Source organism: Roseateles noduli, assembly GCF_050626985.1.
GTDB classification, from domain to species: domain Bacteria; phylum Pseudomonadota; class Gammaproteobacteria; order Burkholderiales; family Burkholderiaceae_C; genus Roseateles; species Roseateles noduli_A.
Genome location: NZ_CP192463.1, coordinates 5,410,563 through 5,437,260, shown reverse-complemented (window position 1 = coordinate 5,437,260; position 26,698 = coordinate 5,410,563). Strand labels below are relative to the sequence as shown.

Below are 26,698 nucleotides of genomic sequence, written 5' to 3'. Positions count from 1 at the left end.
CACGATCCTTTCAGTCGTGAAAGGGTTCGGGCTCAATCAGCGAGCGACGGTGGCCAGCAGCGTAGCGGCGAACGGGTTAGCGAACGCGAACAGCAGGGCGATGGCGACGCCGATCAGGAAGGCGGCGTCGATCAGACCGGCCAGGATGAACATCTTGGTTTGCAGTTCGTTCATCAGCTCGGGTTGACGGGCCGACGATTCCAGGAACTTGCCGCCCATCAGCGCGATGCCGATGGAAGCGCCGATCGCGCCCAGACCAACGATGATGCCGCAAGCCAGAGCGACCAGACCGAGGATGTTTTCCATGTTTTGCTCCTGAGAGAGTTAGATAAAAGGGAAAGGGAAAAGGAATCGAGAAATCGCGGGGATCGAGCTGTCCGGCCGGATCAGTGCGCGTCGTGCGCCTGGCCCAGGTAGATCAGCGTCAGCATCATGAAGATGAAGGCCTGCAGCGTGATCACAAGGATGTGGAACAGCGTCCAGACCGTGCCGGCCAGGACGTGGCCGATGGCCAGGCCGATGCCGGTTCCGGTCAGGGCCCAGCCGCCGCCCATCAGGGCGATCAGCATGAACACGAGTTCGCCGGCGAACATGTTGCCGAACAGTCGCATGCCATGGGACACCGTCTTGGCGATGAACTCGATGACCTGCATGAGGAAGTTGAACGGCCACAGCGCCCAGTGGTCGCCGAACGGCGCGGCGATCAGCTCGTGACCCCAGCCGCCCAGACCCTTGATCTTGACGCTGTAGAAGAACACCAGCGCCAGGACGAAGGTCGACAGGCTCAGCGTGGTCGACAGGTCGGCGGTCGGGACGACGCGCTGGTAGGCGTGGTGCGGGTCGTGGCCCGTGGCGCCGACGTACCAGGCCCAGGCCGACGGCAGCGCGTCGACCGGGATCATGTCCATGGCGTTCATGAAGAAGATCCACACGAACACGGTCAGCGCGAGCGGCCCGATGACCTTGCGGCTCTTCTCGTTGTGGATGACCGACTTGGCCTGGTTGTCCACCAGTTCGACCAGGATCTCGACGGCGGCCTGGAAGCGGCCCGGCACGCCGGCATGCGCCTTGCGTGCGACACGCCAGAGGATGAACACGGCGAACAGGCCGAGGACCGTCGAATAGATCAGCGAATCGAAGTTGAAGACGCTGAAGTCGACGATGCTCGTCTGCTTGACGTCCTCGAAGGCGAAATTCTTCTGCCAATGCTGCAAATGGTGGGTGATGTATTCACCCGAAGTCGGCGCGTGCCCTTCTGCTGCCATGGTTGTATTTCCGTCTCTATTTTCTGATTCGACCCCGCCGAAGCAGGGCCAGCCAATTTGCCTTCAGGGTCACGACGAGGGTCGAGAGCAATGCTGCCCAACTCAACGACGGGAAACCCGCGGCGATCGCCACCAGGATGGCGACCGCCAGAATGATCTTCACCAGCTCCCAGACCACGAACGACAGCATCGGAGTGCCGGCATCCACGGTCTTGCGCCGCGTCATGCCCCACGCCATCAGGGCGTTCGGCACGACGACCGAGACGGCACCGAACAGCGCCGACCAGGTTTTGTCGGCTTGCAGGGACAGCAGCCCCCACAGCGCGACCATGGTGGCCCCCGCCGCCGCCTGCCAGGTCAACAACGACCAGACGGACATCACCGGGAGCCGGGCCCGCAAGTCCTGCGCTTCTTCTCGCGTCAGAGGCTTGAAAGCCGGTTCGCCACCCGCATCTCCTTCTGTTCCATCGTCCCAAGCATCCTGGCTGGCGGTGCCACGGTCGTTCGTCTGAACGGGCCGCTGCGGCTCTGCGGGCGGCGCAACGGGTGCGCGCGCTGGATGGGGATTCACGGCGTCAGGGGGCGAGCTGCAAAACCACGGGATTATAGGGGTTCTGGCCTTACGAACCCTTAACAGGCCGTGGCGCCGGCCCATCCGCGTCGACTTGACAGGCTGCGCCAACCGCGCCTAGGGCTCTCCCGAGCCCTGTTCATCGGCTTTCGGAACACTCACCCTACCGGAGCGGCGCGCTGTGCGCACGCAACACCTGTCCCCTGACCAGGCGCCCTGGCGCAGTTGAAGTTGCAGTCGGCTCAGTCTTCCCAATGCGCGAACTGCACCGGCAGCCCCGCCACCGGCACCCGCATCTTCAACACGCAGCCGGCCCAGGGCTGGGCGGCGAGCTCGGCCTCGCTGCGCTTTTCCCGTGCGGTGGTGACGAAAAGGGTGCGCATGTCCGCACCACCGAAGGTCGGCATCGTGGCGCAGCGCACCGGCAGCTCGACCCGCGTGAGCACCTCGCCCGTCGGCGACAGCCGCAGCAACTGCTGCCCTTCCATCATGGCGATCCAGTAGGCGCCCTCGACGTCGACCGCCGCGCCATCCGGCCGGCCGCCGTAGGTCTCGAGCGGCTGCTCCGGCGCGCGCTTCTCGAAGCTGACGAAGGTCTCGCGCGCGCCGACGGTGCCGGTGTCGGCATCGAAGCTCAACCGGTAGATCTCATGGGCCTTGGTGTCGGCCCAATACATCGTGCGGCCGTCGGGGCTCCAGGCCAGGCCGTTGGACACGGTGATGCCGTCCAGGACCTGTTCGAACGCCCCGTCGCGCAGGCAGTAGAGCGCCGACTCCGGCTGGCGCGCGTCGTCGATCGTGCCCACCCACAGGCGCCCCTTCGCATCGGCCTTGCCGTCGTTGAAACGGCGTTTGGACGCGTCATAGGGCGGATCGAGCAGCTTCTCGTACGCGCCAGTCGCCGGATCGAAGCGCCACAGCCCGTTGCGTTGCGGGATCAGCAGCTTGCCGTCGGTCAGCGGGACCACGCAGCCCGGCTCGTCGTTCAGCGCCCAGCGGGTCGGCGTGTCCGCGCGGTTGTCGAGCCGGAACAACGCCTTGCCCGGAATGTCGACGTAATAGAGGCATTGCTCCAATGGATGCCAGAACGGCGACTCGCCAAGCAGCGCCGGCGTCAGCGACGCGGGCTCGAGGCGGAAGAGGTCGTCCGAGGACGTGGTCGAAGCGGCATGGGGCTGTGAGCTCATGCCCCGATGCTATGCCCGTAACCCGACGAAACCGATCCCCCTGCCGGCGAACGGGCAGGTCGGGGCCACGGCATCGTCGGATCAGTCCAGATCGACCTTCAGGTAATGCGCGCCGGCGATCGGATTGAAGTAGTACGGCGGGATTTCCTCGAAGCCGAGGCTCTCGTACAGATCGCGCGCCGCTTCCATGTCGTCGAGCGTGTCGAGCAGCATGGTGGAGTAGCCCGCCGTGGTGGCCCGATCGATCAGCGCCTGCGCCATCGTGCGGCCCAGGCCGAAGCGACGGAACGCGGGGCGGATGAACAGGCGCTTCATCTCGCAGGCATTGGCGTAATCGGAATCGGTCATCGGCCGGAAGCCGCCGCAGCCCGCGATCTGGCCGTCGACGAGTGCCAGCAGCAGCGCGCCTTGCGGCGCGTCGTACTCGCCGGGCAGCGAGGCCAGTTCCTCGTCGAAGTTCTGGAAGTCCAGGTCGACGGCCAGACTCTGCGCGTATTCGCGCATGATCACGCGCGCTTCATCCCACAACGTGGGCGAATCGGGGCTGATCAGTCGTATCTCAGGGGTGTCCACAGCGGGCGAGTGTAGCGAGGCCGTCCCGGCGATCAAGTGCCGCGTCTAGAGGCGTCCATCAAGGACCGGCGGCGGGGCCGTGCGTGGCGAAGCCGGGACGCGTCAGCAGTCGCTGGTACCAGGTCTCGACAGCGGGGAGCTCCGCATGCGCGATCGGCGCGGCCCGCCAACGATGGGCGGACAGGCCGAGCACCACATCCGCGAGCGTGAACGTCCCGCCGAGCACGAAAGGCCCGCCGGAGCGCGCGAGTTGCCCGTCGAGCATCGCCATGTGCCGGTTCCAGTTCGCGATGCCCGCCTCGATCTGCGCGGCGTCCTGATGCTGCGCGCTCTTGCGCACCGTCGCCATGAACGCATAGCGCCAGCTGTTGTTCAGCTCGCCGCCTTGCCAGTCCATCCACATCTCGACCATCGCGCGCTGGCGGGGCTCGTCGGGCAGCAGGTCGACCCGCCCCTCGCGCCGTGCGAGGTAGCGGCAGATGCTGTTGCTCTCCCACATCGAGAACGGCTGCTCATCCCCAGCGCCCTGCCCCGACTCCAACGCCGATGCGGGCGTCGCGGCGGCGTCGTCGATCAGCACCGGCATCATCGCGTTGGGATTGAGCCGGCGGAACGTGTCCGCCTTCACGTCGACGTCCTCACGCGTCAGGTCCAGGCCCAGTTCGACACCGGTCCACAACACCTTGCGGACATTGATGGACGCCGCGCGCCCGAGCACGCGAAGTCCGCTCATGACGACGTCACGGGTGAAGCCTGCTCAGCAGCCTCAGCGGGCGCGAAGCCCAGCACGACGCGGCGCGTCCTGGCCGACTTCTTCTCGATCTTCGTGACGACCACCGCGCCGATCTCCGAGGTGTTGGCGACATGCGTCCCACCGCAGGGCTGGAGGTCGACGCCATCGATCGCCAGCAGCCGCACCCGGCCGGTGCCGCGCGGCGGCTGCACGCTCATGCTGCGCACGAGCGTCGGATTCGCGTCGAGCTCCTCGTCGCCGATCCAGCGGTGGCCCACCGGATGTGCCTCGGCGACGAGCCGGGCGATGCCGGCCGTCAGCGCGTCCTTGTCGAGCGCGTCGGTCATGTGGAAGTCCAGCCGCGCGTAGCCCGAGGTGATGGAGCAACCGTCGACCGGATGCGGCACCAGCGCGCACAGCAGATGCGTCGCCGTGTGGAAGCGCATGTGAGCATGGCGGCGCGCCCAGTCGATGCGCGCGGTGACCGCCGTGCCGGCGTCGAGTCCGCTCAGGTCCTGGTCCGGCGCTGGCAGGTGCAGGATCTCGCCGCCTTCGCCCTTGCGGGTGTCGACGATCCGCAGCTCCCGCCCGCCCGGCAAGGTCAGCACGCCGGCATCGCCCGCCTGGCCGCCGCCTTGCGGATAGAACACCGTGCGATCCAGCAGCAGACCGCGCTCGTCGACGCGCAGCAGCGTCGCCTCGCATTCGCGCAGTTGCGCGTCCTCGCGAAAAAGATCCAGCGTGCTCATCGGATGCTTGTCAGCGCCCCGGCGGGACCTCGGCGACACGTCATTCGAGGTCTCCATGGCCCGTCGGCGCATCGGACAAGGTGCCCTCGATCGCCTCCAGTTCGACCGTGCCCTTGGGCGTCGAGAGCTGCGCACGCAGGCCGTCGCGGGCCTCGAAGCTCAGCAGCTGCACGCCGCTCTCGGGCAACTTGTCGGTCGGATGGGCGTCGCCCTTCCATTCGATCGGTACGGGCAGGCCTTCCTTGCGCAGGCGGCGACCGTCTTCGCGCAAGGCGATGCGCCAGCTCAGGTCGCCCCGCGCGGCCTCGACCGCCTCGCCGGCGTCGATGCCCTCACCCGACCAGGTCGCCAAGGTGGCGTCCAGGCTCTGCACGCGCGCGACCCAATGCAGCAGCGACGGACCGTCCTGCTTCAGGCGTTCGCGCACGGCCGGCTGGTCCAGGTCGAACCAGCGCGGCCGGCCCGGATCAGGAGCCTCCGGGTCGATGGCGATGATTTCCAGGTAGCAGCGCGGATAGGTCGGCGGCCCGCTGATGTTGAGCAGCAGGTTGTGCGTGCCCATCAGCGCATGGCGCCCACCGGGCTGAGGGGACACACCGAGGACGCGTTCGCACCAGGCGCGGCCCTCCTCGAGGGTGTTCGCGGCGACAACGAGATGATCGACTTCCATGCTCATGGCTTTACAACCTCACCTGACCGTGGATCAACGGCGTGACATCGCCGCCAATCCAGCAATGTCCGCCCTCTTTCGCCACATGCACCCGGCCGGCACGCCCGAGGGCGGCGCCCTGGGCGGCCACATAGCGATCGGGCGCCAGACCGGCGCCTTGCAGCCATAGTGCCAGACCCGCGTTCAGGCTGCCCGTTACCGGGTCTTCGGCAGGACCGAGGCCGGGCACGAAGGCCCTCACCTCGAACTGCAGCGGCGAGCCCGCAGGATAAGCGCCAACAACGCCCAGCTTGAGTCGCCCCATGGACACGTAGTCCGGTTCGAGGGCGAGGACCGCCTCGGCCGAGGCCAGCCGTGCCGCCATCCAGTCGGGGCCGTTGTTCACCCAGACGACGTCCAGCAGGTCCGCGTCGGCGACGCGCAGCGCGCGCGCCACCTGTTCGCGCAGCGCCGGATCGACCGGTCCCTCGCGCCGCAGCGGCGGCGCGGCGAAGGCCAGCCGCGTGCCGTCGCGGCGGATGCGCACCAGGCCGATGGCGCATTCCTGCACCACCTCGCCGGGCCGCTTGGGATCTCCGCCGCTGGACAGCCACGCGTGACAGGAGCCCAGCGTCGGATGCCCCGCGAAGGGCAGCTCGCCGCCCGGCGTGAAGATGCGGACGCGGTAGTCCGCGTCGGGATGCGTGGGCGGCAGCAGGAAGGTGGTTTCGGACAGGTTGGTCCACTCGGCGAACTTCGCCATCGTGGCCTCGTCCAGGCCCGCGCCGTCGATGACGACGGCCAGCGGGTTGCCCTTCAGCGGCTCGGCGGTGAAGACATCGACCTGGACGAAACGGCGGAGTTCAGACATGGCGACCTCGGGAAGACAGGACGAGTCGATCCGCACCGCCTGACGGGGCGGTGACGGGTGACGGGAACAGGGGACAAGCCCCGACCCCCGGGCGGGGTCGGTGACGGCTCGTCGATCAGGGCGCCGTTTCGGCGGTCGTCAGCGCGAGCGCCTCGTGCAGCACACGGCCGAGCTTGTCGACGCCTTCGGCGATCAGGTCCGGCGTCAGCGTCACGAACGACAGGCGCAGCGTGCGCGTGTCCGGCTGGTGCGCGTAGAACGCGGCGCCCGGCACGTAGGCGATGCCGGCGTCGACCGCGCGCGGCAGCAGCGCCATCGCGTCCAGGCCCTCGGGCAGGCGGATCCAGAAGAACATGCCGCCTTCCGGGGTCTGCCATTCGCAGCCCGGCGGCAGCGACTCCGCCAGCGCCTTGGCCATCGCGTCGCGATTGGCCTTGTAGCGGGCGCGGATCTTGGGCACGTGCTCGTCCAGGAAGCCGCCCTTGATGACCTCGTGCACGACGCGCTGGTTGAAGCCCGGGGTGTGCAGGTCGGCGGCCTGCTTGGCCTGCAGCAGCTTCGGGTAGAGCTCGGTCGGGGCGACGATGTAGCCCAGGCGGAAGCCCGGCGTCAGCACCTTGGAGAACGAGCCCAGGTAGATGCTGCCCTCGGGCCACAGCGAACTCAGCGAGGCCGGCGGCGCCTGGTCGAACCACAGGTCGCCGTAGGGGTTGTCCTCGACGATGGGCACGCCGGCCTTGCGGGCGGCGGCGACCACGGCCTGGCGGCGCTCCAGGCTCATCACGCGCCCGGTCGGGTTCTGGTAGTTCGGCAGCAGGTACGCGAAGCGCGTGCCCGGCGCGTCGTGCGGCAGGGCCTCGATGGCCGACGGCAACGGACCTTCGTCATCGCTGGCGAGGCTGGCGAAGATCGGCTCGTACGGCGTGAAGGCCTGCAGCGCGCCGAGGTAGGTGGGCGTCTCGACCGCGACCGGCGCGCCCGCGTCGCACAGCAGCTTGCCGACCAGGTCCAGGCCCTGCTGCGAGCCGCTGGTGATCAGCACCTGGTCCGGAGAGGCCTGGATCCCCAGCGTCGCGACCTTGGCCGCCACCCATTCGCGCAGCGGCGCGAAGCCCTCGCTGGCGGCGTACTGCAGCGCTTCCTTCGCGTTGTGCGTCAGCACGCGGTCGCAGGCGGTCTTGATGGCCTCCACCGGGAACGTGTCCGCGCTGGGCAGGCCGCCGGCCATGGACAGGATGCCCGGCTTCTCGGTGACCTTCAGGATCTCTCGGATGATGGACGGGTTCATGCGCGCCGCGCGGCGGGCCTGCGTCCAGGGACTGCGGTTCATGGGGGTTGTCTCCGGTTGAGCGGACCAGTCTAAGGGGTCGACCAGCACAGGACCAATACACTGCGCCATACCACCGCATGATCTGTATCGGCATGGACACCAGCACAGCCAACGCCGGCATGAGCGCGCCCAACAGCGCGAATGTCGCTCCGGTCACCCTCTCCCGCAACGCCAGCCAGCCGCTCGCGCAGCAGCTGGCGCAGCGCTTCGCGGCGCGGATCCAGCAGCGCCTGCTGCTGCCGGGGGCACGGCTGCCGTCGGTGCGGGATTGCGCACGGCATCACGGGGTCAGTCCGTACACGGTCGTGGCGGCCTATGACCAGTTGCTCGCGCAGGGCCTGCTGGAGGCGCGCAAGAAGCGTGGGTTTTTCGTTCGCGAAACCCGGACGCCGCCGCCGCGGGCGACGGCCGCCCACGACGTCGCCCCCGCGCCACTGCCGCCGCCGGTGGACGCCAGCGCGCTGATCCGCGGCATGTTCCAGGCGGACGCGCGGCGCTCGCCGGGCCTGGGCACCTTGCCGGCGGAATGGCTGGACCTGGGGCTACTGCAGTCGACGCTGCGCCGGCTCGCGGCGAACGCGGACGACGCGCTGCTGTCCGGCTACGGCGAGCCGCTCGGCGACGAGCGCCTGCGGCGCGCGCTGTCGCGGCGGCTGCTGGACATCGCCGTCCAGGCGGCACCGGACCAGATCATGAGCACCGTCGGCGCGACGCACGGACTGGACCTGATCACGCGCGCCTTCCTGGAGCCGGGCGACGCCGTGCTGGTGGACGACCCGGGCTGGGCGATCGAATACGCGCGTCTGTCCCAGGCCGGCATGCGGCTGCTGCCGGTGCCGCGCGGCGCGCACGGGCCGGAAATGGCGGTGATGCGGCGGCTGATCGAGGAACACCGGCCGCGCATGTACGTGACGGTGTCGGTGCTGCACAACCCGACCGGCGCGACGCTGGACCTGGCGCATGCGCACCAGGTGCTGCAGCTGGCGCACGCGCACGACCTGCTGATCGTCGAGGACGACACCTACGCGCTGTTCGCGCCCAACCACGCGCCGCGGCTGGCCGCGCTCGACCAGCTGCGGCGCACGATCTACGTCTCGGGCTTCTCGAAGATGCTGTCGCCGGCGTGGCGCGTCGGCTTCGTGGCGGCGAGCCCGGAACGCATGGCGCGCCTGACCGACCTGAAGCTGCTGGCCTCGCTGACGACCAGCCCGCTGATGGACCGCGCGGTCGCGCTGTGCCTGGAGCAGGGCCTGCTGCGCAAGCACGCGGAGCGCATCGCGGCGCGACTGGTGTCCGCGCGTCAACGCTGCGTGCGGCTGGCCGAGGATGCCGGCTGCCGCTTCGCCGCGACGCCGGCCGGCCTGTTCGGCTGGGTCGACGTGGGAGCCGATACCGAGCGCCTGGCGCCCGCGCTGATGGATCAGGGCTGGCTGATCGCACCGGGCATCCTGTTCAGCCCGACGCGCACGCCGGGCACGCTGATGCGCATCAACTTCGCGACCTCGCAGGACCCGAAGTTCTGGCAGGCGCTGGAGCGGGCGCGGGAGGCGCTCAAGCGTTGAGGCGCCGGGCCGGCACGCGGGCTTCCGCGGTCCCGGCCACCCACCGCTCACTGCTCACCGGACTAGCGTCGACCGTCCTCGTCGCGCACCGGCGCCCAGGGACCGATCAGCCGGTAGCCCTGCCGCCGCGTGCAGATCACGGCGACCGGCTCGCCGCGCAGCGTGGCGGGTCGGACGCGCCAGTCCTTCATCGCCACGTGAACGTGGGTGATGAAGGTTCGGTTCGGCCCCTCGGCCAGGGTCAAGGGCTCCACGCGGCCCAGCGCGTCGACCTTGAACATCACGACGACATTCGCGTCGTTGCCGTTCATCAGGTGGGTCGCCGGGTACATCGTGTCGCTGCCGAACTTGAGGTAGGGCGCGACATCGTGCGGCCCCTTGCAGCCACCGATCGCGCCGGGCTTCAGCACGTTGTCGGTGTCGTAGGGACGGCCGAACGGGTTGAGCGGCTGCGGGGCGCAGGCACCGAGCAGCGCGGCCCATGCAAGCACCGCGGCGCCAGCCGCGTGCAATGAGCGGATCGTCATCGGGGAACCTCCCTCGGCGCGTCCCGCATCGCGCGGACGGCGTGTGTACGTTGTTGTCGCGCCCATCCTAGCGACGGCGCCTAAGATCCGCGCTCATGACGATCCCTAGCTCCTCCTCCCCCGCCGACCTCGGTGCCGCGCTCGCCGAGGCCTGGACCGCCGACACCCTGCTCGACGACACCGCGTGGTCGGTGCCCGACGAGGCCGCGGCCTACGCGGCGCAGGCCGAGCTCGCCAAGCGGCTCGACTGGCTGTCGCCGGGCCGGGTGCAGTTCTGGAAGTGCGGCGGCTCGTCGCGCGAAGGCGCGCTGGGCAGTTCGCCGCTGCCGCCGATGCGCGCGCGCGAAGTGCGCGGCCTCCGCAACGGCGGTGACTTCGGCGACCTGACGCTGATCGGCGCGGAAGCGGAGATCGCGCTGCGCCTCGGTCAAGACGTGACCCCGGAGATGGCCGCGGCGCTGGTGCCCGGTCAGGCCGAGCACCTGATCGACGCGATGTGCGTCGCGGTGGAATGGCTGGGCTCGCGCTGGCAGCGCGGCCTGGCGGCGGACAACACCTTGCGTCTGGCCGACGCGCAGACGCACGGCGCGCTGGCGCTGGGTCCATGGCAGGCGTGGAAGCCGGGCCACGACTGGGCGAACCAGCCCTGCGAGCTGATCGTCGAAGGCCAGCCCCCGATGGGCGGCGTCGGCGGTCACGGCCTCAACGACCCGGCCTGGGTCGTCGCCGGTTGGCTCCAGACCGCGACGCGCGGCGGGCTGACGGTGCCGGCGGGCAGCGTCGTCACGACGGGTTCGTGGCGCGTTGCGACGAAGCTCGCGAAAGGCGCGACGGTCACCGCGCGCTATGAGGGCCTGGGCGAACTCGTCGTCCGCTGCTGAGCATCCGCGCCGCCGACGTGGCGGCATGACTGAGGCGCATCCGCCTCGCGATCTCTAAGGATCCGAAGTTCTGGCAGACGATGCGCCCCAGAGCCGCACGCCAGCGCTGCATCGGCGCGAGCAGTTGCTCGTGGATCCCGGCGCTGCGGTGGCTCACTTCGGTGGTTCGGGAGGCAAGCCCATCGGGCGTCTGCCAAAACTCCAAGCCGACATGATCGGGCAGCTTCCGTCATCCTCACTCTGGAGCGAGTCCGAGCGCGAGACGTTCACGTTCGTCCCACCCACCACCTCCCGGATCGAAGCGTTGCGCCCCAACAGGATCCGCGTCCCCGGGATGGGACATTCGACACGCCCGACCGACGCTCCCGGCAACAGATAGAGATTGGGTGGGAAGTCCGGATAACTGGCCGCAGGGCCCAGTTCCATCGCATCGACATGACATCCGGACCCTACAAGGGTCGACACGGCGGCGACGCGGACTCGTCCTTCGATGTGCACATTCTTCTCCGGGCAGAACTGCGTCGTGTGAATGTCGCCCTTCACCGAGGCGTCGCGGGCCGAGAAGCCAAGTCTCCCGCCGCAGACGATGTCGCCGACCACGGTGACCGAATCGAGAAGAACCCCGCCGCGTCCAGATGCCAGTACCGGTCCTGGATGCCCTGGCACGTTCAGCGTCGATCGTTCCAGCTTGACGCCGAAGTCGTCGGCAACGATCGGTGCCGACAAGTACGCGTCCTTGACGAACAGCGCGCCGCCTTGGTGCTCCACGCGTTGGTTGCAGCGGCCACCGGCGATCTGCCGGCCGCCGTGCACGTCCCTGCTGTCACTGGCGAGCGGCCCGTCCTCGGCCGCACAGGGCTGCGGGTGAATGGCTTGCGCGGCATCCGCCGCAGCCACGGTCTTGAACATCGCGATCCCCTTGGCAAAGCGGGGATCAGTGCGACATCGCCCCAAACGGTTCAGACGTTCGGCGAACGTCCTTCACTTGGCATCAAGCTCTTCCCAACGCGTCATCAGCGTCAGCAGTTCGTCGTCGATCTCCGCGGCACGGTTGGTCACCTCGGTGATCCGGCCGGCGCCCTGCTGATACAGCTCGGTGCTGTTGAGCAGCGCCTGCAGGTGCTTCTGCTCGGTCTCGAGCGCACCGATCTGCTTGGGGATCTCGTCCAGCTCGCGCTGTTCCTTGTAGCTGAGCTTGCGCTTCGTCGCGACGACCGGAGCCGGTGCGGGCGCCGGTGCGGGGGCCGGCGTCGGCGCGGCAGCCGGGGCCTGGCGCGCCTTGATCTCGGCGGCGCGCTGCGACTGCTGCAGCCAGTCCTCGATGTCGCCTTCGTACTCGCGCCACTTGCCGCCGCCCTCGCTGACGATGGTCGAGGTCACGACGTTGTCCAGGAAGCGCCGGTCATGGCTGACCAGGAACACGGTGCCGTCGTACTCGGCCAGCAGTTCCTCGAGCAGTTCCAGCGTCTCGATGTCCAGGTCGTTGGTCGGTTCGTCCAGCACCAGCACGTTGGCCGGCCGTGCGAACAGGCGTGCCAGCAGCAGCCGGTTGCGCTCGCCGCCGGACAGGCTGGACACCGGCGATTCCGCCCGCGCCGGCGAGAACAGGAAGTCGCTCAGGTAGCTCTTGACGTGCTTGCGCTGGTTGCCGATCTCGATCCACTCGCTGCCCGGGCTGATCGTGTCGGCCAGCGTCGCGTTGAGGTTGAGCGCATCGCGCATCTGGTCGAAGTAGGCGACCGACATCTTCGTGCCCAGGCGCACCGCGCCGCTGTCGGGCGGCAGCTCGCCGAGGATCATCTTCAGCAGCGTCGTCTTGCCGGCGCCGTTCGGGCCGATCAGGCCGACCTTGTCGCCGCGCAGGATCGTGCCGGTGAAGCCGTCGACGATCACGCGATCGCCGAAGCGCTTGGAGACGTTCTCCAGCTCCGCCACGATCTTGCCGCTCGAGTCGCCGGTGGCCACGTCCAGCCGCACCTTGCCCTGCACGTCGCGGCGGGCCTGGCGTTCATTGCGCATCTCGTGCAGCCGCTGGACGCGGGCCACGCTGCGCGTGCGGCGCGCCTCGACGCCCTTGCGGATCCAGACTTCCTCCTGCGCCAGCATCTTGTCGAAGCGCGCGTTGGCGAGCGCCTCGTTCTCCAGCTCGTAGGCCTTGGCCGCCTGGAACGCGGCGAAGTTGCCGGGATAACCGCGCAGCTGGCCGCGGTCGAGTTCGACGATGCGGTTGGCGACGTTGTCCAGGAAGGCGCGATCGTGGGTGATCAGCAGCAGCGAGCCCTTGAAGCCGTTCAGCAGCTCTTCGAGCCAGCGGATCGCGTCGAGGTCCAGGTGGTTGGTCGGTTCGTCGAGCAGCAGCACGTCGGGCTGCGCGACCAGCGCGCGGGCCAGCGCGACGCGCTTCTTCAGCCCGCCGGAGAGTTCACCGATCTTGCGTCCGCCGTCCAGGTCCAGGCGGTGCAGCGTCTCGTCGACGCGCTGCTCCCAGTTCCAGGCGCCGATCTGCTCGATGCGCTCCTGCACCCAGCCGAGGTCGTCGTTCTCGTCATGCGCCTCATAGCGTTCGCGCAGCGCCTTCGCTTCGGCGACGCCTTCGCTGACGACGTCGAAGATCGTGGCCTCGGGACGCAGCTCGGGCTCCTGCGGCACGTAGACGCTGGTCAGCCCCTTTTCGAGCTGCAGCAGCCCGTCGTCGAGCTTTTCGATGCCCGCGAGGACCTTCAGCATCGAGGACTTGCCGGTCCCGTTGCGACCGATCAGGCCGACGCGATCGCCGGTTTCGAGGGAGAAATTCGCGCCGTCGAGCAGCGGCACGTGGCCGAAAGCGAGGTGGGCGTTGGAGAGGGAAAGGACAGCCATGGGGCGATTGTCCTCGATGGCGCGAAGGGCCTCCGCACTGCCACCGCCGCTGGCCCTCACCCCTGCCCTCTCCGGCAAGCGGGAGAGGGAGAAATGCGGCGGTGGCGGTCTGGTTCAGACCCAGACGCGATAGGCCCAGAACGCTTCGTCCTGCGCGACGCGGCGGCGCAGCTCCTCGGGGCTGAAGCCGCTGAGCCGGCGGGTCTCGCGGCACAGGTGCGCCTGGTCGGCATAGCCGTGGTCCTGCGCCAGCGCGCTCCAGATCACGGCGCCCTCGTCCTCGTCGAGCTTGCGCACCTGCTGGAAGGCGGCCTCGGCGCGGCTGACGAGACGCAGCGCGCGCAGGCTCTGGCCGCTCCACTGCTTGATGCGACGTTCCGCCTGCCGGACGCTGCGACCATGACCCGCCGCGATCGCGCGCAGCGCCAGGTGCTGCATCCAGCCGGCGTAACCGCGCGGGGGTGGATCCTCCGACAGCACCTCGTCGCGCACCGCGCGCCAGCGCGGCAACAGGAACTCCTCCAGCGTGCGCCGGGCCGTCTGTTCGTCGCGGGCGCTCAGCATCGCGGCGTCGAGCGCACGCCACGCCGGATCGTCGATGAACGACAAAGGCAGCATGCGGTCCTTGAGCAGCGCGAGATCGATGCCCGTCATGGCCCGCAGCGCCTCCGGCCGGATCGCGACCATGAACGCCCGGCAGTCGGGCGTCGCCTGGAAGCGCTTGGGGCCGCCACGCGGACCGCCGATGACGCTGGCGGGCAGCCATAGCTCTGCGTCACCTTCGCCTTCGCCTTCGCCATCGCCATCGCCATCGCCGGCATCCTGCATCCCGACGTCGAGTTCGCGTACGCGCCCGCTCAAGGTCCAGCTGAGGCCGCACAGCGGCGTCGCGGGAAACCAGCTTTGGCATTGCGCATCGGTCAAGGTTTCGCCGTTCGCGGCCGCGGTCGACAGGTCCCGCCACAGACAGGCGTAGAGGCAGCCCTCCAGCGCGCGAGGCGGAATGTGCAGGCGGGCGACGGTGCCGGGATGCAGGGGAGCGTCCATGCGTCGCAGTCTAGGCGCTCGACGATCGGCGAGCTGGTGCCCGCGGCTTCCGTACTTCCACGGCCGCTGGCCCTCACCCCTGCCCTCTCCCGCAAGCGGGAGAGGGGGTAAGAAGGGAGCCGGTCGGACTCCCTCTCCCGCTTGCGGGAGAGGGTGGGGGTGAGGGCCAGCGGCGGGGGCAGTACGAGCCCGGACGATGTCGCTTCGATTCAAGACGTCTCGGCAAGACACGGAGACGATGCGACATCATGAGCCACGTCCTTGCGATCCCCGACACCGTGCCAGGTCCGCGTCCGCGCTGGGCCGGCCTGCCCGAAGTCCTGTCCATGCGCCGCGACTACCTCGGCCACATGCGACGGCTGCACGAGCGCTACGGCGACGTCGTCCACCAGCGGCTGCTGGGCCTGGACGACTTCAACTTCTTCCATCCCGACCACGTCCGCGAACTGCTGATCGCCGGCCACGACGGGATGATCCGCTGGGAACGCGCGACGCAGGTCTTCGCCGACGCGCACGGCCAGAGCGTGCTCGTCGCCGAAGGACCGGCATGGCAGCGGCAGCGCAAGCTGCTGCAACCAGGCTTCGCGCCGCAGCGTGTGCAGGGCTTCCTGCCCTTGATGGTGGACGCCGCTCATCGCGCGCTGGACCGCCTGCCCGGCGCGGCCGCGGGCGGCACGGGAACGGCGCGCGGCATCGGTGGCGTCGACCGCGCCGATGTTGTCGACATCGACTTCGAGCAGCTCATGACGCTGCTGACGATGGACGTGATCCTGCGCACGCTGTTCTCGACCGGCGACGGCGAGGCCGTCGTCGCCGAGGCGTCCTGGGCGGTGCACGAGCTCGGCAAGGTCGCGATGGGCGAGATGTACGTGCCGGCCAGCGCGCCGCTGTGGGCACCGTGGAAGCGCGGCAAGCGCCGCGCGTTGCGCGCGCTGGACACGCTGATCGGCGGCCATCTCGCCGCACGCCGCGATTGCGCCTCACGCGGCGAGCCGTTGCCCGACGACCTGCTCGCGATGCTGATGTCGCTGCGCGACGCCGATGGCGCGGCGCTCGACGACACGGCGCTGCGCGACGAATGCATGACGACCTTCCTGGCCGGCCACGAGACCAGCGCGGCCGCACTCACCTGGTGGGGCTGGTGCATGGCCGCGCATCCGGAGGCACAGCAGCGCGCGGCCGACGAGGTCGACGCCGTGCTCGGCGGCCGGCCGCCGACGGCGGCGGACCTGACGCGGCTGCCATGGCTGAGCCTGTGCATCAAGGAGACGCTGCGCCTCTACCCGCCGGCGCCGGCGCTGTTCACGCGCCAGCTGACCAGCGAGCTGGAAATCGCCGGCCTGCGGCTCCCGCGCGGCGCGATGCTGCGGCTGACGCCGGGCGTGATCCAGCGCGATGTCCGCTGGTTCGACGAACCGGATGCCTTCCGCCCTGAGCGCTTCGATCCCGCGTCCGGGCATCGCGAGATCCCGCGCGGCGCCTGGATGCCGTTCGGCGCGGGACCGCGGGTGTGCCTCGGCAGTCACTTCGCGCTGATGGAGATCACGCTGATCGCGGCGATGGTGCTGCAACGCCACCGGCTCGCACCGATGCCCGATGCACCGCCGCCGTTGCCGGTGCTCAACATCACGCTGCGTCCGGCGACGTCATTGCGGCTGCGGCTGCTGCCGCGCTGAATCTTTTATTCGTGGACGACGGGCGAGGCGGTCCGTAGCCTCGCAGCATGACCGCGTCACGTCCCCACGGCAGTCGTCGCCGAGACCACGGGCTCGGCCCAGGCCTCAGCCTCAGCCGAAACAGCAACAGCAACAGCAACAGCAACAGCAACAGCAGCAACAGCAGCAGCAGCAGCAGCAGCAGCAGCCGAAGCCGCCCCCGGTCACGACATCTGGCCTTCCGAGATCGTCTCGGTCAGCCGCACGAAGCTCCCGTCCGACAGCTGGAAGCGCACCCAGCGCATCCGGCTCGGGACGATCGGCATGTCCTGCTCCACCGAGGCGCCGGTGTCGAACTCGACCGCGCCGGGCGCCGGCTCGTACCAGCCGAGCGCGTCGAGCCGCGCTTCCTGCGCGACGATCTCCGGCGTCGCGTAGCACCACAGCGCGCGTCCGATCAATTCGGAGCGTGGCAGACGGCAATGGCGCTCGCGTCCGCGCGACATCGCCAGCAGACGATGGCTGAGATCGCAGATCAGGTGCACCGCGCCGGGTGCGCGCTCGACCAGGCGGCCCAGCTCGAAGTCGGCGGCGCTGTCCAGCCGCGCGGCCATCAGCCGGCGCAGGGTCTGCTGCTCGTCGAGCGAGGGCGCGGCCATCCCCGATTCCCAACGCGATACCGTCGTCTGCGACACACCCAGCTCGCCCGCCACGCTCCCCTGCTTCAGACGGCGCAACGTGCGCCACAGGCGCAGGCTGCGGCCGAGCTGGCGGGCATCGCAGGAGAGCAGCGGCGAGTCGTTCATGGGGCGGCGTCGGGCAGGAGTCAGGACGAGGGCGCGATGTCGAAGTCGATGTCGATGTCGAAGTCGAAGTCGAAGTCGAAGTCGAAGTCGAAGTCGAAGTCGAAGTCGAAGTCGAAGTCGAAGTTCAGGATGAACGGAAACGAGGGATCGAAGTGAGGATTCTGCTGTACTACCTCTGCGGCGTGTTCGCCGCGGCGCAATTGGGCAAGCTGGCGGCCCTGTCGCCGCCGATCGCCCGCGAGCTCCAGCTCGGACTGGCGGCGATGGCCGCGTTGACCTCGCTGCTCGAGGTTTGCGGCGCCACGCTCGGCGGCGTCGCGGGTCGTTGGCTGCCGCGCATCGGACTGAAGCGCGCGCTGGCCGCGGCGGTGCTGGCGCTCGCCGTCGGCGCGGCCGCGGCGGCCTTCGCCCACGGCGTGCTCCTGCTCGCGCTGGCGCGGCTGGTCGAGAGCCTGGGCTATCTCGCCATCGTCGTCGCCGCGCCCGTGCTGATCGCCCGCGCGGCCGAGGGTCGGCGCCAGGCCGCCGCGATGGCGCTGTGGAGCACCTTCCTCCCGGTGGGCATGGCGATCGGCGCGTGGGCCTTTGCGCACGCGGCGGGCTGGGCCGGCTGGCGGCCCGCGCAAGCGTTGAGCGTCGCGGGCGGCATGCTGCTGTGGCTCGGGCTGCGATCGATCCGCGTGGACGACGACCCGCACGCCATCGAATCGCGGCATCCACCGGGGCCGACCGGCGCGCTGCTCTGGGCGCTGGTTGCCGCCTTCGGTACGTACGCGATCGCGGAGGTCGGCCTGCTCGCGCTGCTGCCCAGCCTGCTCACGCAAGGCGGCATGCCCTTGAGCGCGGCCGGTACCTGGACCGCCGCGGCCGCGCTGGCCAATGTGCCCGCCAGCGCCCTCGGTGCGTGGCTGCTGCGACGACACGGTGCGCTGTCGCGCGCGATCGCCGTCGGCATGGCGGTGTCGCTGGGCGCGTCAGGGCTGCTCTATCTCGGCGTGATGCGGGACGGGGGCGATGCCTCGTGGCAAGCGATGCTCGCGATCGGCATCAACGCGGCCTCGGGCGTGTTCCCGAGCCTGGTCTTCGCGCTGCTGCCGCTGGCCGCGCGCACGCCGGAGCGCCTGTCGCTCGCCAGCGGCCGCCTCACGCAGTTCGGCGCCTCGGGCGCGCTGCTCGGGCCGCCGCTGATGGGCACGGTCGTCGAACGCTGGGGCTGGAGCGCGGCGGGCGGCCTGTCGCTCGCGTTGTCGCTGCTGGCGATCCCGCTGGCGCTCTTCGCGTGGCGGCGGCTCGCTCAATCGTCCGACGAGAACCCCGACGCCGCCACGATCGGTCCCCATTGCGTGCGTTCGGCCGCGAGCCGGCGCGCGTAGTCCGCCGGCGGCATCGCCAGCGGTTCGCAGCCGAGCTTGGCCAGGCCCTCGACGACCTGCTTCTCGCGCAGCGCGACGCGGACCAGGTCGAAGACCTTGTCGACGATCGCGGCCGGCGTCTTCGGCGGCAGGAAGAGGCCGTAGGTCTCCACGCCGATGATGCCCTTGAAGCCCTGCTCGCCGAAGGTGGGCACCTCCGGCGCGAAGCGCGAGCGCTCGTGATCGGTGACCCCGAGGATGCGCACCCGCCCGCCCGCGACGTAGGGCAGCAGGTCGCCCAGGAGGAAGCAGCCCGATGCGATCTGCCCGCCCATCAGGTCCTGCAGGCCGGGCGCGGCGCCGCGGTACGGCACGTGCGTGAGCGAGATGCCGGCGGCGCGCTTGAACTGGTCGCCCAGGAAGTGCGGCATCGCGCCGGCCGCGGGCGAGGCGTAGGACGACTGTTCCGGATGCGCCTTGGCCCAGGCGGCGAAATCGCCCATCGTCTTCACCGTCGCCGGCACCATCGGCCCGACGCCGAAGCCGCAGGTCGCGTTGGCCATCGGGGAGACCGCGATCGCGTCGGTCTCCGGCTTGTAGGCCAGCTTGCGGTAGACGTGCGGATAGATCGTGAACATCGACGACGGACTGACCAGCATCGTGCCCCCGTCGGGCGGCGCGTCGCGCAGCGCGGTCACCGCGAGCCGGCCGCCGGCGCCGACGCGCTGCTCGACCAGGACGTTCTCCGCCAGGCGTCCGCGCCACGCTTCGGCGAGGCGCCGCGCGCTGACGTCCACCGAGCCGCCGGCGGGGAAGCCGACGAGGATGCGCGGCATCGCCGCGGTCTGCGCGCGCAGCGGTCCGGCGAGGCCGGCCATCGCAGCGCCGAGCAGCAGGCCGGCGTCACGCCGGGTGAGCTTCCGATCGAGGTCGTTCATCGCTTGTCTCCGTCGTTGTTGTCTGTCGTCGTTCTCTGTCTTCGGCATCCGTCGCCGGAATCTGTCCCCGCCATCTGTCGCCGTCATCTGTCGTCGTCGGCTGTCGCCGTCATCTGTCGCCGTCGGCCGTCAACGCTATCGGCCGTTGTCGTCCGTCGCGGCGATCTCCGCCAGGCGCTCCAGGTCCGCCTTCAGGCGCGCGGCGCGATCGCCGAGCCGGCTCATCAGGCGCTCGTCGTGCCCGCGGACGCGCCGCTCCAGCACCGTGAGCTGACGCTTGCCGGCCGGCGTCAGGAACAGGCCCCAGCGACGCGCGTCCTCGGCGTCGTCACGCCGCTCCACCCAGCCGCGGCCGGTGAGCCAGTCCGTCAGACGCAGCGCGCCGCTGCGGTGCAGGCCCATCGCCTGCGCGAGCAGTCCCTGCCGCATGCCGGGATTGCGTCCGACGAGGACCAGGGCCGCGAAACGCTGCGGGCTGACGTCGAGCTCCGCGGTCGCCCGGTAGAAGTCCAGGTAGAGCGCATTCTGGGCGCGCCGCAGCGCGTAGCCGAGCAGGTCGTCGAGGACGCCGTAGTCCAGGCCGGGAACGGGCAGCAGCGGCGCCTCGGGCGGCTCGGGGACGGCGTTCGGCAGCTTCGTTCGGCTCATGCGGATCAGCTTAGATACTGTTGCATAGCGCAACTATCTCGCTTACCCTGATCTGATCGATTGGAGATTCCCATGGCCCTCGACATCCTGATCGCCGGCGGCGGCATCGGCGGACTGACCACGGCGCTGGCGCTGCAACGCGACGGCCACCGCGTGACCGTCTGCGAGGCCACGGCGGAACTCAAGCCGCTGGGCGTGGGCATCAACCTGCTGCCGCACGCGGTGGCGGTCCTCGACGGGCTGGGGCTGATGCCGACGCTGCAGACGATGGCGGTGCCGACTTCGGCGCTGATCTTCGCCAACCGGCACGGCCAGACGATCTACGAGGATCGCCGAGGACTGGCCGGCGGCTACAGCCATCCGCAATTCAGCGTGCATCGCGGCGAGCTGCAGTTGATGCTGTGGCGCGAGGCGGTGGCGCGGCTCGGCGCGGAACGCGTCGTCAGTGGCTGGCGCACGACCGGCGCGCACAACGACGGGGACGCGGTGATCGTGCAGGGCACGGACGCGAGCGGTGCACCCGTGCAACGTCGCGCGGACCTGCTGATCGCGGCGGACGGGATCCATTCCGCGATCCGTCGCCAGTTCCATCCCGACGAAGGGGCACCGCGCTGGAACGGGATGATGATGTGGCGCGGCACCTCGCTCGCGAAGCCCTTCCTCGACGGACGGACGATGGTGCAGGCGGGACACCGGCGCGCGAAGTTCGTCGTTTATCCGATCGCACCGCCGCGGCCGGACGGGCTGCAGCTGATCAACTGGATCTGCGACCGGCGCCTGCGCGAGGACGGCCTCGGCGGCGGCCTGACCGCGCCGGGTCGCGAGGACTGGAACAAGCCTGGCTCCATCGATGATCTGCTGCCGACCTTCGGCGGCTGGCGCTTCCCATGGCTCGACGTGCCGGGCGTGATCGGCGGCGCGACGCAGCTGCTGGAATGGCCGATGGTCGACCGCGATCCGTTGCCGAGCTGGCGGCACGGCCGCATCACGCTGCTCGGCGACGCGGCGCATCCGATGTACCCGATCGGCTCGAACGGCGCGACGCAGGCGATCCTCGACGCCGAAGCGATCGCACGGGCATTGCGCGAGGAACCACGCGTGGAGACGGCGCTCGATCACTACGAGGCCGAGCGCCGGCCCATGTGCGCGCGGATCGTCGAGCTGAACCGGCAGGAGGGCCTGGACTACATCCTCGACATGGTCGAGGAACGCGCGCCGGACGGTTTCGGCCGGCTGGCGGATGTGATCGATCCGGCGGAGGTGGATGCGTTCGTCAAGCGCTACAAGGCGGCGGCGGGACATCGCCAGACGGCGGTGGCGGACGAGCCGCCAGAGGCATCTCCGGCGCCCGCGCCGTAGCATCCGGAACCGCCCTGCTCATCTCGGTCACCCAGTCTCCTTGGATCGGGGACTGCGCCTGGATTTCATGCCGATTGAGGTGAGAGACGTCAGGCGACAGGCTTCGAAGAATCACCACCTTCCCTCACGAAGTTGCAGGAGTGGTGAATGTCCTCCTTATTCAAAGAGCTGCTGATGACCGCCGACCACTTCTTGCAGTGGCAGACCGATCAAGAGGACCTCCACGAGCTCGCTGGCGGCAAGAAGTTTTCGCTGCCGCTCCGCGACCCGGCCTTCTTCCGGGTGCTGGTGAACATCACGACGGCGGTGAAGCGTCATCTCGACGGCGGGGACCTGGCGTCGTTCATTCGAGGGCAGGCGGTCGTGGTCGACGACTACACCGTCATCCATCCAGATGCGATGGTCGCAGAGCGCTTCGCGGCCCGGCCCGCTCCAGTGCTCGTGTTCGAGTTGGTGGGGAGCGAGCCGCGCGCCGCGGACATCGTGCGCCGCTCGATCGCCGCCAGGCGACTGCCGACGGTACGGGAGCTTGTCAGTGTCGACATGGCGGCGCGTTCCATCGAGGTCCGCGGTCGGGACAGCGACGGTCACTGGAAAACGCAGACCTTCCGCGAAGGCGAGACGGCCGAACTGGTGTCGATTGATCTTCGGCTCGACGTAGCGTCGGCATTCAAGGGACTGGACGCACCGGACCCCAGGCTGTCCGCGCAGGAATTCCTCGACTGGGACACGGACGAAGACTGCAAGCACGAGTTCATCGACGGTCGGATCGTGACGATGACGGGCGCCACGTTCGGCCACGTGACGACCTGCATCAATCTGTCCACCGCGTTGAATCTCCACCTGCTCAATACGCCATGCCGTGTGGTGATGGCCGACTTTCGTTTGCAAGGTGCCGGGCAGAACTACTACTTCCCCGATGTATCCGTCACTTGCGAACCCTTGACGGCGGACCACGTGGCGATGCGGTCGCCGCTCTTGCTCATCGAGGTGCTCTCCAAGTCGACCCGAGCCAAGGATCGCGGCGTGAAACGTCAGGAGTACCTCAGGATTCCATCATTGCGAGAGTATGTGCTGGTGGACTGCCTGAAGCGCCGCATCGACATTCATCGCCGTGGGCCGGATGGCGCATGGAGCCTGCATCAGTTCATCGCTGATGCGCCGCTGCGGCTGGAGTCCGTCGATCTGGAGATTCCCTCGGCCTTCGTATTTGCGAACGTTCCGATAGCAGCATGAATAGCGGTGATTGGCGAATCAGGCCCACCCCGTCCTCAACCACCTCGCCCAATCCTCGCGCCCATTCCTTGAAGCGATGCTCGCCATTGCTTCATGGTCGTACGGCACGCTGATGGACTCGGTCATCCAGCCCTGCGCAGTCCGCGCCACGATCGCGTAGCGCGCATCGGGGGAGCCGTTCTCCGCGACATAGCGGATCGGATGGTCGTCGTCCCACGCTTGCAGTCCGACGCTGCCGGGATTCACCAGCCACTGTCCTCGCGCGCTGCGCAGCACGCGCGGGACGTGCGTGTGCCCACAGCAAACCAACATGGATGCCTGCTCGCCGAGCCGATCGGCGATCTCCGACGCCGTCGCCATCCGCAAGCGCGGACCGTCCTGCGTGTCGAGGAAATACTCGATGTCGCTGCGCGGCGTGCCGTGGCAGAGGAAGACCTCATCGGTCAGCTGCAACGTCTTCGGCAGCGCGCGGAGCCAGTCCAGCTCCGCCTCCCCCAGACGCTCACGCGCGAAGCGGTCCGACGCCCCGCCCGGCTTCTCCGCCGTGATCGCGAGCAGCTGCCGCTCGTGGTTGCCGGCGATCGTTGGCCAGTCTTGCGCCATCAGGTACTGCGCCGTCTCCAACGGCTGCAGCGGCCCGGACAGGATGTCGCCGAGGTTCACGATCTGGTCGACGCCTCGTCGCCGCGCATCGGCCACGACGGCCTCCAGCGCGAGCAGATTTCCGTGGATGTCGGACAGCAAGGCGATGCGCATGGCGGCCTCGTGAGTGGCAGCGCAGCGGCGCCTGATCGAGCGTTCAGCCCGCCAGCTGCCGCGCGTGATGCATCAGATGATCGTCGATCACCGTCGCGATGAAGTAGTAGCCGTGGTCGTAGCCGTCATGGCGGCGCAGCGTCAACGGCTGGCCGATCGACGCGCACGCCGACTCCAGCGCTTCCGGATACAGCTGCTCGACGAGGAACTTGTCCGCCAGGCCCTGGTCGACCAGGATGCCGTGCGGAAAAGGCGCGCGCTCCTGTGCCTGGAACAGCGCGCTCGCGTCATGCGCGGGCCAGGCGTCGCGGTACTCGCCCAGGTAGCCGGTGAACGCCTTCACGCCCCAGGGGCAGCGGCTCGGCGCCGCGATCGGCGCGATCGCCGACACGGACGCGAACGCGCCCGGATGCCGCAGCGCCAGCGTCAGCGCGCCGTGGCCGCCCATCGAGTGCCCCGCGATGCCCGTCTTCGTCGCGTCCAGTCCCAGCGACGTCTGCACCTGCGGGATCAGCTCCCGCATCAGGTAGCTCTCCATCCGCCAGTGCGTCGCCCACGGCGCCTGCGTCGCGTCGAGGTAGAACCCCGCCGCGACACCGAAGTCCCACGACGCCGTCGCGTCCGGCAGCGCGCTCACCGCCTCGCCGCGCGGACTCGTGTCCGGCATCAGCAGCGCGAGTCCCAGCTCCGCCGCCTTGCGCTGCGCGCCGGCCTTCATCGTGAAGGTCTCTTCGCTGCAGGTCAGCCCCGCCAGGAACACCAGCAGCCCCTTCACCGCCCGCGCGCCACCCGGCGGCAGGAACAGCGCGAAGCGCATCGGCAGGCCGATCTCGGCCGAGTCATGGCGATGGAAACGCTGCACGCCGCCGAAGCTGGCGTGCTCGCTGATCAATTCGAAAGTCATGTCGATGTCCCGGTGCGGCTCACGATCACGTCGGTGACCGGAGCGGAGATCCTTGTTGCGATCAGCGCGCCGCGGCGACCGCCGCTTCCAGCGCGTCGATGAACACGGCGCCGACGTCGAAACCCGTCTGCTCCATGATTTCCTGGAAGCAGGTCGGGCTGGTGACGTTGAGCTCCGTCATCCTGTCGCCGATCACGTCCAGGCCCACCAGCAGCAGCCCGCGCGCCGCCAGCACCGGGGCCAGCGCCTCGGCGATGCGGCGGTCGTCGTCGGTCAGCGGCTGCGCGACGCCCTTGCCGCCCGCGGCCAGATTGCCGCGCACCTCGGTCCCCTGCGGGATCCGCGCCAGCGAGTACGGCACCGGCTTGCCGCCGATCAGCAGGATGCGCTTGTCGCCCTTGACGATCTCCGGCACGAAACGCTGCACCATCACTGACTGCGCGCCGTTCTTGTTCAGCGTCTCGATGATGCTGCCCAGGTTCAGCGCATCCGCCTTGACGCGGAAGATGCCCATGCCGCCCATGCCGTCCAGCGGCTTCAGGATGATGTCCTGGTGCTCCGCATGGAACGCCCGGATCGCCGCCGCCGAGCGCGTCACCAGCGTCGGCGCGATGAACTGCGGAAACTCCAGGATCGCGAGCTTCTCCGGATGGTCGCGCAGCGAGGCCGCCTTGTTGAAGACCTTCGCGCCTTCGCGCTCGGCCTGCTCCAGCAGGTGCGTGGCGTAGAAGAACTCCGAATCGAACGGCGGATCCTTGCGCATCAGCACCGCGTCGACGTCGGCCAGGGCCAGGTCTTGCGTCGCGGTGACCGCGTGCCATACCGCCAGCTTCGTGCCGGCCTGGCTGGCGACGGCCTCCGGCGTCAGCGTCAACCGCTGTGCCGCATGCGCGGTCACGCGCCCGCCGCTGACCCACAGCAGGTCCGGCACCTCGCAGACCCAGAGTTCATGGCCGCGCCGGGCCGCTTCGCGCATCATCGCGAAGGTGGAGTCCTTGTAGGTGTTGAAGGTCGACAGCGGATCGGCGACGAACAGCAGTTTCATGGGCAAGGCTTTCAGCAAGGAACTCAACGAGCCTTGAAGTGTTGCACCAAAAGAGAAACCGCACCGGCGACCACGCCCCAGAACGCCGACCCGATGCCCAGCAGGCTCAGTCCCGACAGCGTCACCAGGAAGGTCAGGATGGCGGCGTCGCGGTGGTGCTCGTCCTTCAGCGCGGCGGACAGTCCGCCGGCGATCGTGCCCAGCAGCGCCAGGCCGGCCACGGCGGCGATCAGCTCCCGCGGGAAGGCCGTCAGCAGGCCCACGACCGCGCCGCCCGCCAGGCCGATCGCGAGGTAGAACACCCCCGCCATCGCCGAGGCCATGTAGCGCCGGGCGGGATCCTCGTGCGCTTCGCGCCCCATGCAGATCGCCGCGGTGATCGCCGCCAGGTTGAACGCGTAGCCGCCGAATGGCGCGAAGACGATGGATGCGAAGCCGGTTGCCGCGATGCTCGCCGACACCGGCGTCTGGTAGCCCGACGCCCGTTGCGCCGCGACACCGGGCAGGTTCTGCGAGGCCATCGTCACCAGGAACAGCGGCAACGCCACGCCGACCAGCGCGGTCACGGAAAACGATGGCGTGACCCACACCGGCGTCGCCCAGCTCCAGTCGACGGCCTCGAGATGCAGCCGCCCCTGCGAGGCCGCGACAGCCACGCCCGCCAGCAGCACCAGCGGCGTCGCATAGCGGGGAAGGAACCGGCGCGCCAGCACATAGGTGAGCGCCATCGTCAGGACCATCGCTGGCGCGGTCTTCGTGGCGAGCACGGCGTCCAGTCCGAAGCGCGCCAGCACGCCGGCCAGCAGCGCGGAGGCGATGGCGATCGGGATGCGGTCCATGATCCGTTCGAACCAGCGCGTCGCGCCGGCGATCAGGATCAACACGCCGCAGACGATGAAGGCGCCGACGGCCTCGGACATCGAGATGCCGGAGACACCCGCGATCAGTGCCGCGCCCGGCGTGGACCACGCGGTCAGCACCGGCTGGCGGGTCCACAGCGACAGGCCGAGGCTGGTCAGCCCCATGCCCAGCCCGAGCGCCCAGATCCAGGAGCTGATCTGCGCGGACGTTGCGCCGAGTGCCTGCGCGGCGTGGAACACGATGGCCACCGAGCTGGTGAAGCCCACCAGCACGGCGACGAAGCCCGCGACCACGGCGGACAGGGACAGGTCTTTCAGCCAGCGATTCATGGCGC

Annotated in this window: 28 protein-coding genes; 6 read left to right on the top strand and 22 right to left on the bottom strand. The window is 69.4% G+C overall.

What is annotated here, in order from left to right:
• Positions 1 to 36: 36 nt before the first annotated feature.
• From atpE to ACQ4L4_RS23645, 10 genes are all read right to left on the bottom strand, one after another.
• Entirely contained in the window at positions 37 to 306 is a 270-nt protein-coding gene (gene atpE / locus ACQ4L4_RS23690) for a F0F1 ATP synthase subunit C (RefSeq protein ID WP_067066400.1), read from the bottom strand.
• Positions 307 to 386: 80 nt separating this feature from the next.
• Positions 387 to 1,265, bottom strand: coding sequence for a F0F1 ATP synthase subunit A (atpB, locus tag ACQ4L4_RS23685; protein WP_431101302.1), 879 nt, complete (start codon positions 1,263 to 1,265; stop codon positions 387 to 389).
• Positions 1,266 to 1,281: 16 nt separating this feature from the next.
• On the bottom strand, positions 1,282 to 1,644 hold the full coding sequence (locus ACQ4L4_RS23680; RefSeq protein WP_431101301.1) for an ATP synthase subunit I: 363 nt from the start codon (positions 1,642 to 1,644) through the stop codon (positions 1,282 to 1,284).
• 434 nt (positions 1,645 to 2,078) lie between these two features.
• Positions 2,079 to 3,023 (bottom strand): SMP-30/gluconolactonase/LRE family protein, encoded by a 945-nt coding sequence (locus ACQ4L4_RS23675; protein ID WP_431101299.1) that lies wholly within the window; start codon positions 3,021 to 3,023, stop codon positions 2,079 to 2,081.
• 81 nt (positions 3,024 to 3,104) lie between these two features.
• Positions 3,105 to 3,596: a GNAT family N-acetyltransferase gene (locus ACQ4L4_RS23670; protein ID WP_431101298.1), complete on the bottom strand. Its 492-nt coding sequence runs from the start codon at positions 3,594 to 3,596 to the stop codon at positions 3,105 to 3,107.
• Between the two features lie 58 nt (positions 3,597 to 3,654).
• Positions 3,655 to 4,329 carry a glutathione S-transferase C-terminal domain-containing protein gene (locus ACQ4L4_RS23665; RefSeq protein ID WP_431101296.1) on the bottom strand — a complete coding sequence of 225 codons (675 nt, stop codon included), beginning with the start codon at positions 4,327 to 4,329 and terminating at the stop codon, positions 3,655 to 3,657.
• Positions 4,326 to 5,078: an alanyl-tRNA editing protein gene (locus tag ACQ4L4_RS23660; RefSeq protein WP_431101295.1), complete on the bottom strand. Its 753-nt coding sequence runs from the start codon at positions 5,076 to 5,078 to the stop codon at positions 4,326 to 4,328. Before ACQ4L4_RS23660 ends, ACQ4L4_RS23665 begins: the two co-directional genes overlap by 4 nt.
• A gap of 40 nt (positions 5,079 to 5,118) precedes the next feature.
• Positions 5,119 to 5,754: a VOC family protein gene (locus ACQ4L4_RS23655; RefSeq protein ID WP_431101294.1), complete on the bottom strand. Its 636-nt coding sequence runs from the start codon at positions 5,752 to 5,754 to the stop codon at positions 5,119 to 5,121.
• A 4-nt stretch (positions 5,755 to 5,758) separates the two neighbouring features.
• Positions 5,759 to 6,598, bottom strand: coding sequence for a PhzF family phenazine biosynthesis protein (locus tag ACQ4L4_RS23650; protein ID WP_431101292.1), 840 nt, complete (start codon positions 6,596 to 6,598; stop codon positions 5,759 to 5,761).
• A 115-nt stretch (positions 6,599 to 6,713) separates the two neighbouring features.
• Positions 6,714 to 7,928 (bottom strand): PLP-dependent aminotransferase family protein, encoded by a 1,215-nt coding sequence (locus ACQ4L4_RS23645; protein WP_431101290.1) that lies wholly within the window; start codon positions 7,926 to 7,928, stop codon positions 6,714 to 6,716.
• Positions 7,929 to 8,047: 119 nt separating this feature from the next.
• Between ACQ4L4_RS23645 and ACQ4L4_RS23640 the strand changes: the two genes are divergently transcribed.
• A complete protein-coding gene (locus ACQ4L4_RS23640; RefSeq protein ID WP_431105004.1) occupies positions 8,048 to 9,490 on the top strand; it encodes a PLP-dependent aminotransferase family protein in 1,443 nt (480 codons plus the stop codon).
• Between the two features lie 62 nt (positions 9,491 to 9,552).
• On the opposite strand, the gene ACQ4L4_RS23635 is transcribed toward ACQ4L4_RS23640, so the two are convergent.
• Positions 9,553 to 10,017 (bottom strand): energy transducer TonB, encoded by a 465-nt coding sequence (locus ACQ4L4_RS23635; protein ID WP_431101289.1) that lies wholly within the window; start codon positions 10,015 to 10,017, stop codon positions 9,553 to 9,555.
• A 95-nt stretch (positions 10,018 to 10,112) separates the two neighbouring features.
• Between ACQ4L4_RS23635 and ACQ4L4_RS23630 the strand changes: the two genes are divergently transcribed.
• On the top strand, positions 10,113 to 10,898 hold the full coding sequence (locus ACQ4L4_RS23630; RefSeq protein ID WP_431101287.1) for a fumarylacetoacetate hydrolase family protein: 786 nt from the start codon (positions 10,113 to 10,115) through the stop codon (positions 10,896 to 10,898).
• Positions 10,899 to 11,051: 153 nt separating this feature from the next.
• On the opposite strand, the gene ACQ4L4_RS23625 is transcribed toward ACQ4L4_RS23630, so the two are convergent.
• The 3 genes from ACQ4L4_RS23625 to ACQ4L4_RS23615 all read right to left on the bottom strand — a co-directional run bounded on the left by ACQ4L4_RS23625 (position 11,052) and on the right by ACQ4L4_RS23615 (position 14,804).
• A complete protein-coding gene (locus tag ACQ4L4_RS23625) occupies positions 11,052 to 11,807 on the bottom strand; it encodes a hypothetical protein (protein WP_431101285.1) in 756 nt (251 codons plus the stop codon).
• A 72-nt stretch (positions 11,808 to 11,879) separates the two neighbouring features.
• Complete coding sequence (locus tag ACQ4L4_RS23620; protein ID WP_431101284.1) at positions 11,880 to 13,757, bottom strand: ATP-binding cassette domain-containing protein; 1,878 nt, start codon at positions 13,755 to 13,757, stop codon at positions 11,880 to 11,882.
• A gap of 114 nt (positions 13,758 to 13,871) precedes the next feature.
• Complete coding sequence (locus ACQ4L4_RS23615) at positions 13,872 to 14,804, bottom strand: helix-turn-helix domain-containing protein (RefSeq protein WP_431101283.1); 933 nt, start codon at positions 14,802 to 14,804, stop codon at positions 13,872 to 13,874.
• 248 nt (positions 14,805 to 15,052) lie between these two features.
• On the opposite strand from ACQ4L4_RS23615, the gene ACQ4L4_RS23610 reads away from it, so the two are divergent.
• The gene (locus tag ACQ4L4_RS23610) at positions 15,053 to 16,480 is read left to right on the top strand and encodes a cytochrome P450 (protein WP_431101282.1); all 1,428 of its coding nucleotides are present in this window, start codon (positions 15,053 to 15,055) and stop codon (positions 16,478 to 16,480) included.
• A gap of 203 nt (positions 16,481 to 16,683) precedes the next feature.
• Here the strand turns inward: ACQ4L4_RS23610 and ACQ4L4_RS23605 are convergent, their stop codons facing one another.
• Both ACQ4L4_RS23605 and ACQ4L4_RS23600 read right to left on the bottom strand, forming a co-directional pair.
• Positions 16,684 to 17,265: a helix-turn-helix domain-containing protein gene (locus tag ACQ4L4_RS23605; RefSeq protein ID WP_431101280.1), complete on the bottom strand. Its 582-nt coding sequence runs from the start codon at positions 17,263 to 17,265 to the stop codon at positions 16,684 to 16,686.
• A gap of 20 nt (positions 17,266 to 17,285) precedes the next feature.
• Positions 17,286 to 17,465 carry a hypothetical protein gene (locus ACQ4L4_RS23600; protein WP_431101279.1) on the bottom strand — a complete coding sequence of 60 codons (180 nt, stop codon included), beginning with the start codon at positions 17,463 to 17,465 and terminating at the stop codon, positions 17,286 to 17,288.
• On the opposite strand from ACQ4L4_RS23600, the gene ACQ4L4_RS23595 reads away from it, so the two are divergent.
• Entirely contained in the window at positions 17,418 to 18,638 is a 1,221-nt protein-coding gene (locus ACQ4L4_RS23595) for an MFS transporter (protein ID WP_431101278.1), read from the top strand. The two genes, ACQ4L4_RS23600 and ACQ4L4_RS23595, sit on opposite strands and share 48 nt — an antisense overlap.
• On the opposite strand, the gene ACQ4L4_RS23590 is transcribed toward ACQ4L4_RS23595, so the two are convergent.
• Together ACQ4L4_RS23590 and ACQ4L4_RS23585 are read right to left on the bottom strand one after the other, a co-directional pair.
• On the bottom strand, positions 18,560 to 19,555 hold the full coding sequence (locus ACQ4L4_RS23590) for a Bug family tripartite tricarboxylate transporter substrate binding protein (RefSeq protein WP_431101277.1): 996 nt from the start codon (positions 19,553 to 19,555) through the stop codon (positions 18,560 to 18,562). The two genes, ACQ4L4_RS23595 and ACQ4L4_RS23590, sit on opposite strands and share 79 nt — an antisense overlap.
• Positions 19,556 to 19,690: 135 nt before the next feature.
• Positions 19,691 to 20,203 (bottom strand): MarR family winged helix-turn-helix transcriptional regulator, encoded by a 513-nt coding sequence (locus ACQ4L4_RS23585; protein WP_431101276.1) that lies wholly within the window; start codon positions 20,201 to 20,203, stop codon positions 19,691 to 19,693.
• Between the two features lie 72 nt (positions 20,204 to 20,275).
• Between ACQ4L4_RS23585 and ACQ4L4_RS23580 the strand changes: the two genes are divergently transcribed.
• Positions 20,276 to 21,562 (top strand): flavin-dependent oxidoreductase, encoded by a 1,287-nt coding sequence (locus ACQ4L4_RS23580; protein WP_431101275.1) that lies wholly within the window; start codon positions 20,276 to 20,278, stop codon positions 21,560 to 21,562.
• 147 nt (positions 21,563 to 21,709) lie between these two features.
• Positions 21,710 to 22,798 (top strand): Uma2 family endonuclease, encoded by a 1,089-nt coding sequence (locus ACQ4L4_RS23575; RefSeq protein WP_431101274.1) that lies wholly within the window; start codon positions 21,710 to 21,712, stop codon positions 22,796 to 22,798.
• Between the two features lie 18 nt (positions 22,799 to 22,816).
• On the opposite strand, the gene ACQ4L4_RS23570 is transcribed toward ACQ4L4_RS23575, so the two are convergent.
• From ACQ4L4_RS23570 to ACQ4L4_RS23555, 4 genes are all read right to left on the bottom strand, one after another.
• On the bottom strand, positions 22,817 to 23,554 hold the full coding sequence (locus ACQ4L4_RS23570; RefSeq protein ID WP_431101273.1) for a metallophosphoesterase family protein: 738 nt from the start codon (positions 23,552 to 23,554) through the stop codon (positions 22,817 to 22,819).
• A gap of 43 nt (positions 23,555 to 23,597) precedes the next feature.
• Entirely contained in the window at positions 23,598 to 24,458 is an 861-nt protein-coding gene (gene fghA, locus ACQ4L4_RS23565) for an S-formylglutathione hydrolase (RefSeq protein WP_431101272.1), read from the bottom strand.
• Between the two features lie 61 nt (positions 24,459 to 24,519).
• On the bottom strand, positions 24,520 to 25,503 hold the full coding sequence (gshB, locus tag ACQ4L4_RS23560) for a glutathione synthase (RefSeq protein WP_377158368.1): 984 nt from the start codon (positions 25,501 to 25,503) through the stop codon (positions 24,520 to 24,522).
• A gap of 23 nt (positions 25,504 to 25,526) precedes the next feature.
• Entirely contained in the window at positions 25,527 to 26,693 is a 1,167-nt protein-coding gene (locus ACQ4L4_RS23555; RefSeq protein ID WP_431101271.1) for a benzoate/H(+) symporter BenE family transporter, read from the bottom strand.
• Positions 26,694 to 26,698 lie beyond the last annotated feature (5 nt).

Bases quoted from the DNA above. Each gene is read 5' to 3' on its own strand.
- atpE (WP_067066400.1), bottom strand. From the start codon at position 306: ATGGAAAACATCCTCGGTCTGGTCGCTCTGGCTTGCGGCATCATCGTT.
- atpB (WP_431101302.1), bottom strand. From the start codon at position 1,265: ATGGCAGCAGAAGGGCACGCGCCGACTTCGGGTGAATACATCACCCAC.
- ACQ4L4_RS23680 (WP_431101301.1), bottom strand. From the start codon at position 1,644: ATGTCCGTCTGGTCGTTGTTGACCTGGCAGGCGGCGGCGGGGGCCACC.
- ACQ4L4_RS23675 (WP_431101299.1), bottom strand. From the start codon at position 3,023: ATGAGCTCACAGCCCCATGCCGCTTCGACCACGTCCTCGGACGACCTC.
- ACQ4L4_RS23665 (WP_431101296.1), bottom strand. From the start codon at position 4,329: ATGAGCGGACTTCGCGTGCTCGGGCGCGCGGCGTCCATCAATGTCCGC.
- ACQ4L4_RS23660 (WP_431101295.1), bottom strand. From the start codon at position 5,078: ATGAGCACGCTGGATCTTTTTCGCGAGGACGCGCAACTGCGCGAATGC.
- ACQ4L4_RS23655 (WP_431101294.1), bottom strand. From the start codon at position 5,754: ATGAGCATGGAAGTCGATCATCTCGTTGTCGCCGCGAACACCCTCGAG.
- ACQ4L4_RS23650 (WP_431101292.1), bottom strand. From the start codon at position 6,598: ATGTCTGAACTCCGCCGTTTCGTCCAGGTCGATGTCTTCACCGCCGAG.
- ACQ4L4_RS23645 (WP_431101290.1), bottom strand. From the start codon at position 7,928: ATGAACCGCAGTCCCTGGACGCAGGCCCGCCGCGCGGCGCGCATGAAC.
- ACQ4L4_RS23640 (WP_431105004.1), top strand. From the start codon at position 8,048: ATGAGCGCGCCCAACAGCGCGAATGTCGCTCCGGTCACCCTCTCCCGC.
- ACQ4L4_RS23635 (WP_431101289.1), bottom strand. From the start codon at position 10,017: ATGACGATCCGCTCATTGCACGCGGCTGGCGCCGCGGTGCTTGCATGG.
- ACQ4L4_RS23630 (WP_431101287.1), top strand. From the start codon at position 10,113: ATGACGATCCCTAGCTCCTCCTCCCCCGCCGACCTCGGTGCCGCGCTC.
- ACQ4L4_RS23625 (WP_431101285.1), bottom strand. From the start codon at position 11,807: ATGTTCAAGACCGTGGCTGCGGCGGATGCCGCGCAAGCCATTCACCCG.
- ACQ4L4_RS23620 (WP_431101284.1), bottom strand. From the start codon at position 13,757: ATGGCTGTCCTTTCCCTCTCCAACGCCCACCTCGCTTTCGGCCACGTG.
- ACQ4L4_RS23615 (WP_431101283.1), bottom strand. From the start codon at position 14,804: ATGGACGCTCCCCTGCATCCCGGCACCGTCGCCCGCCTGCACATTCCG.
- ACQ4L4_RS23610 (WP_431101282.1), top strand. From the start codon at position 15,053: ATGAGCCACGTCCTTGCGATCCCCGACACCGTGCCAGGTCCGCGTCCG.
- ACQ4L4_RS23605 (WP_431101280.1), bottom strand. From the start codon at position 17,265: ATGAACGACTCGCCGCTGCTCTCCTGCGATGCCCGCCAGCTCGGCCGC.
- ACQ4L4_RS23590 (WP_431101277.1), bottom strand. From the start codon at position 19,555: ATGAACGACCTCGATCGGAAGCTCACCCGGCGTGACGCCGGCCTGCTG.
- ACQ4L4_RS23585 (WP_431101276.1), bottom strand. From the start codon at position 20,203: ATGAGCCGAACGAAGCTGCCGAACGCCGTCCCCGAGCCGCCCGAGGCG.
- ACQ4L4_RS23580 (WP_431101275.1), top strand. From the start codon at position 20,276: ATGGCCCTCGACATCCTGATCGCCGGCGGCGGCATCGGCGGACTGACC.
- ACQ4L4_RS23575 (WP_431101274.1), top strand. From the start codon at position 21,710: ATGTCCTCCTTATTCAAAGAGCTGCTGATGACCGCCGACCACTTCTTG.
- ACQ4L4_RS23570 (WP_431101273.1), bottom strand. From the start codon at position 23,554: ATGCGCATCGCCTTGCTGTCCGACATCCACGGAAATCTGCTCGCGCTG.
- fghA (WP_431101272.1), bottom strand. From the start codon at position 24,458: ATGACTTTCGAATTGATCAGCGAGCACGCCAGCTTCGGCGGCGTGCAG.
- gshB (WP_377158368.1), bottom strand. From the start codon at position 25,503: ATGAAACTGCTGTTCGTCGCCGATCCGCTGTCGACCTTCAACACCTAC.
- ACQ4L4_RS23555 (WP_431101271.1), bottom strand. From the start codon at position 26,693: ATGAATCGCTGGCTGAAAGACCTGTCCCTGTCCGCCGTGGTCGCGGGC.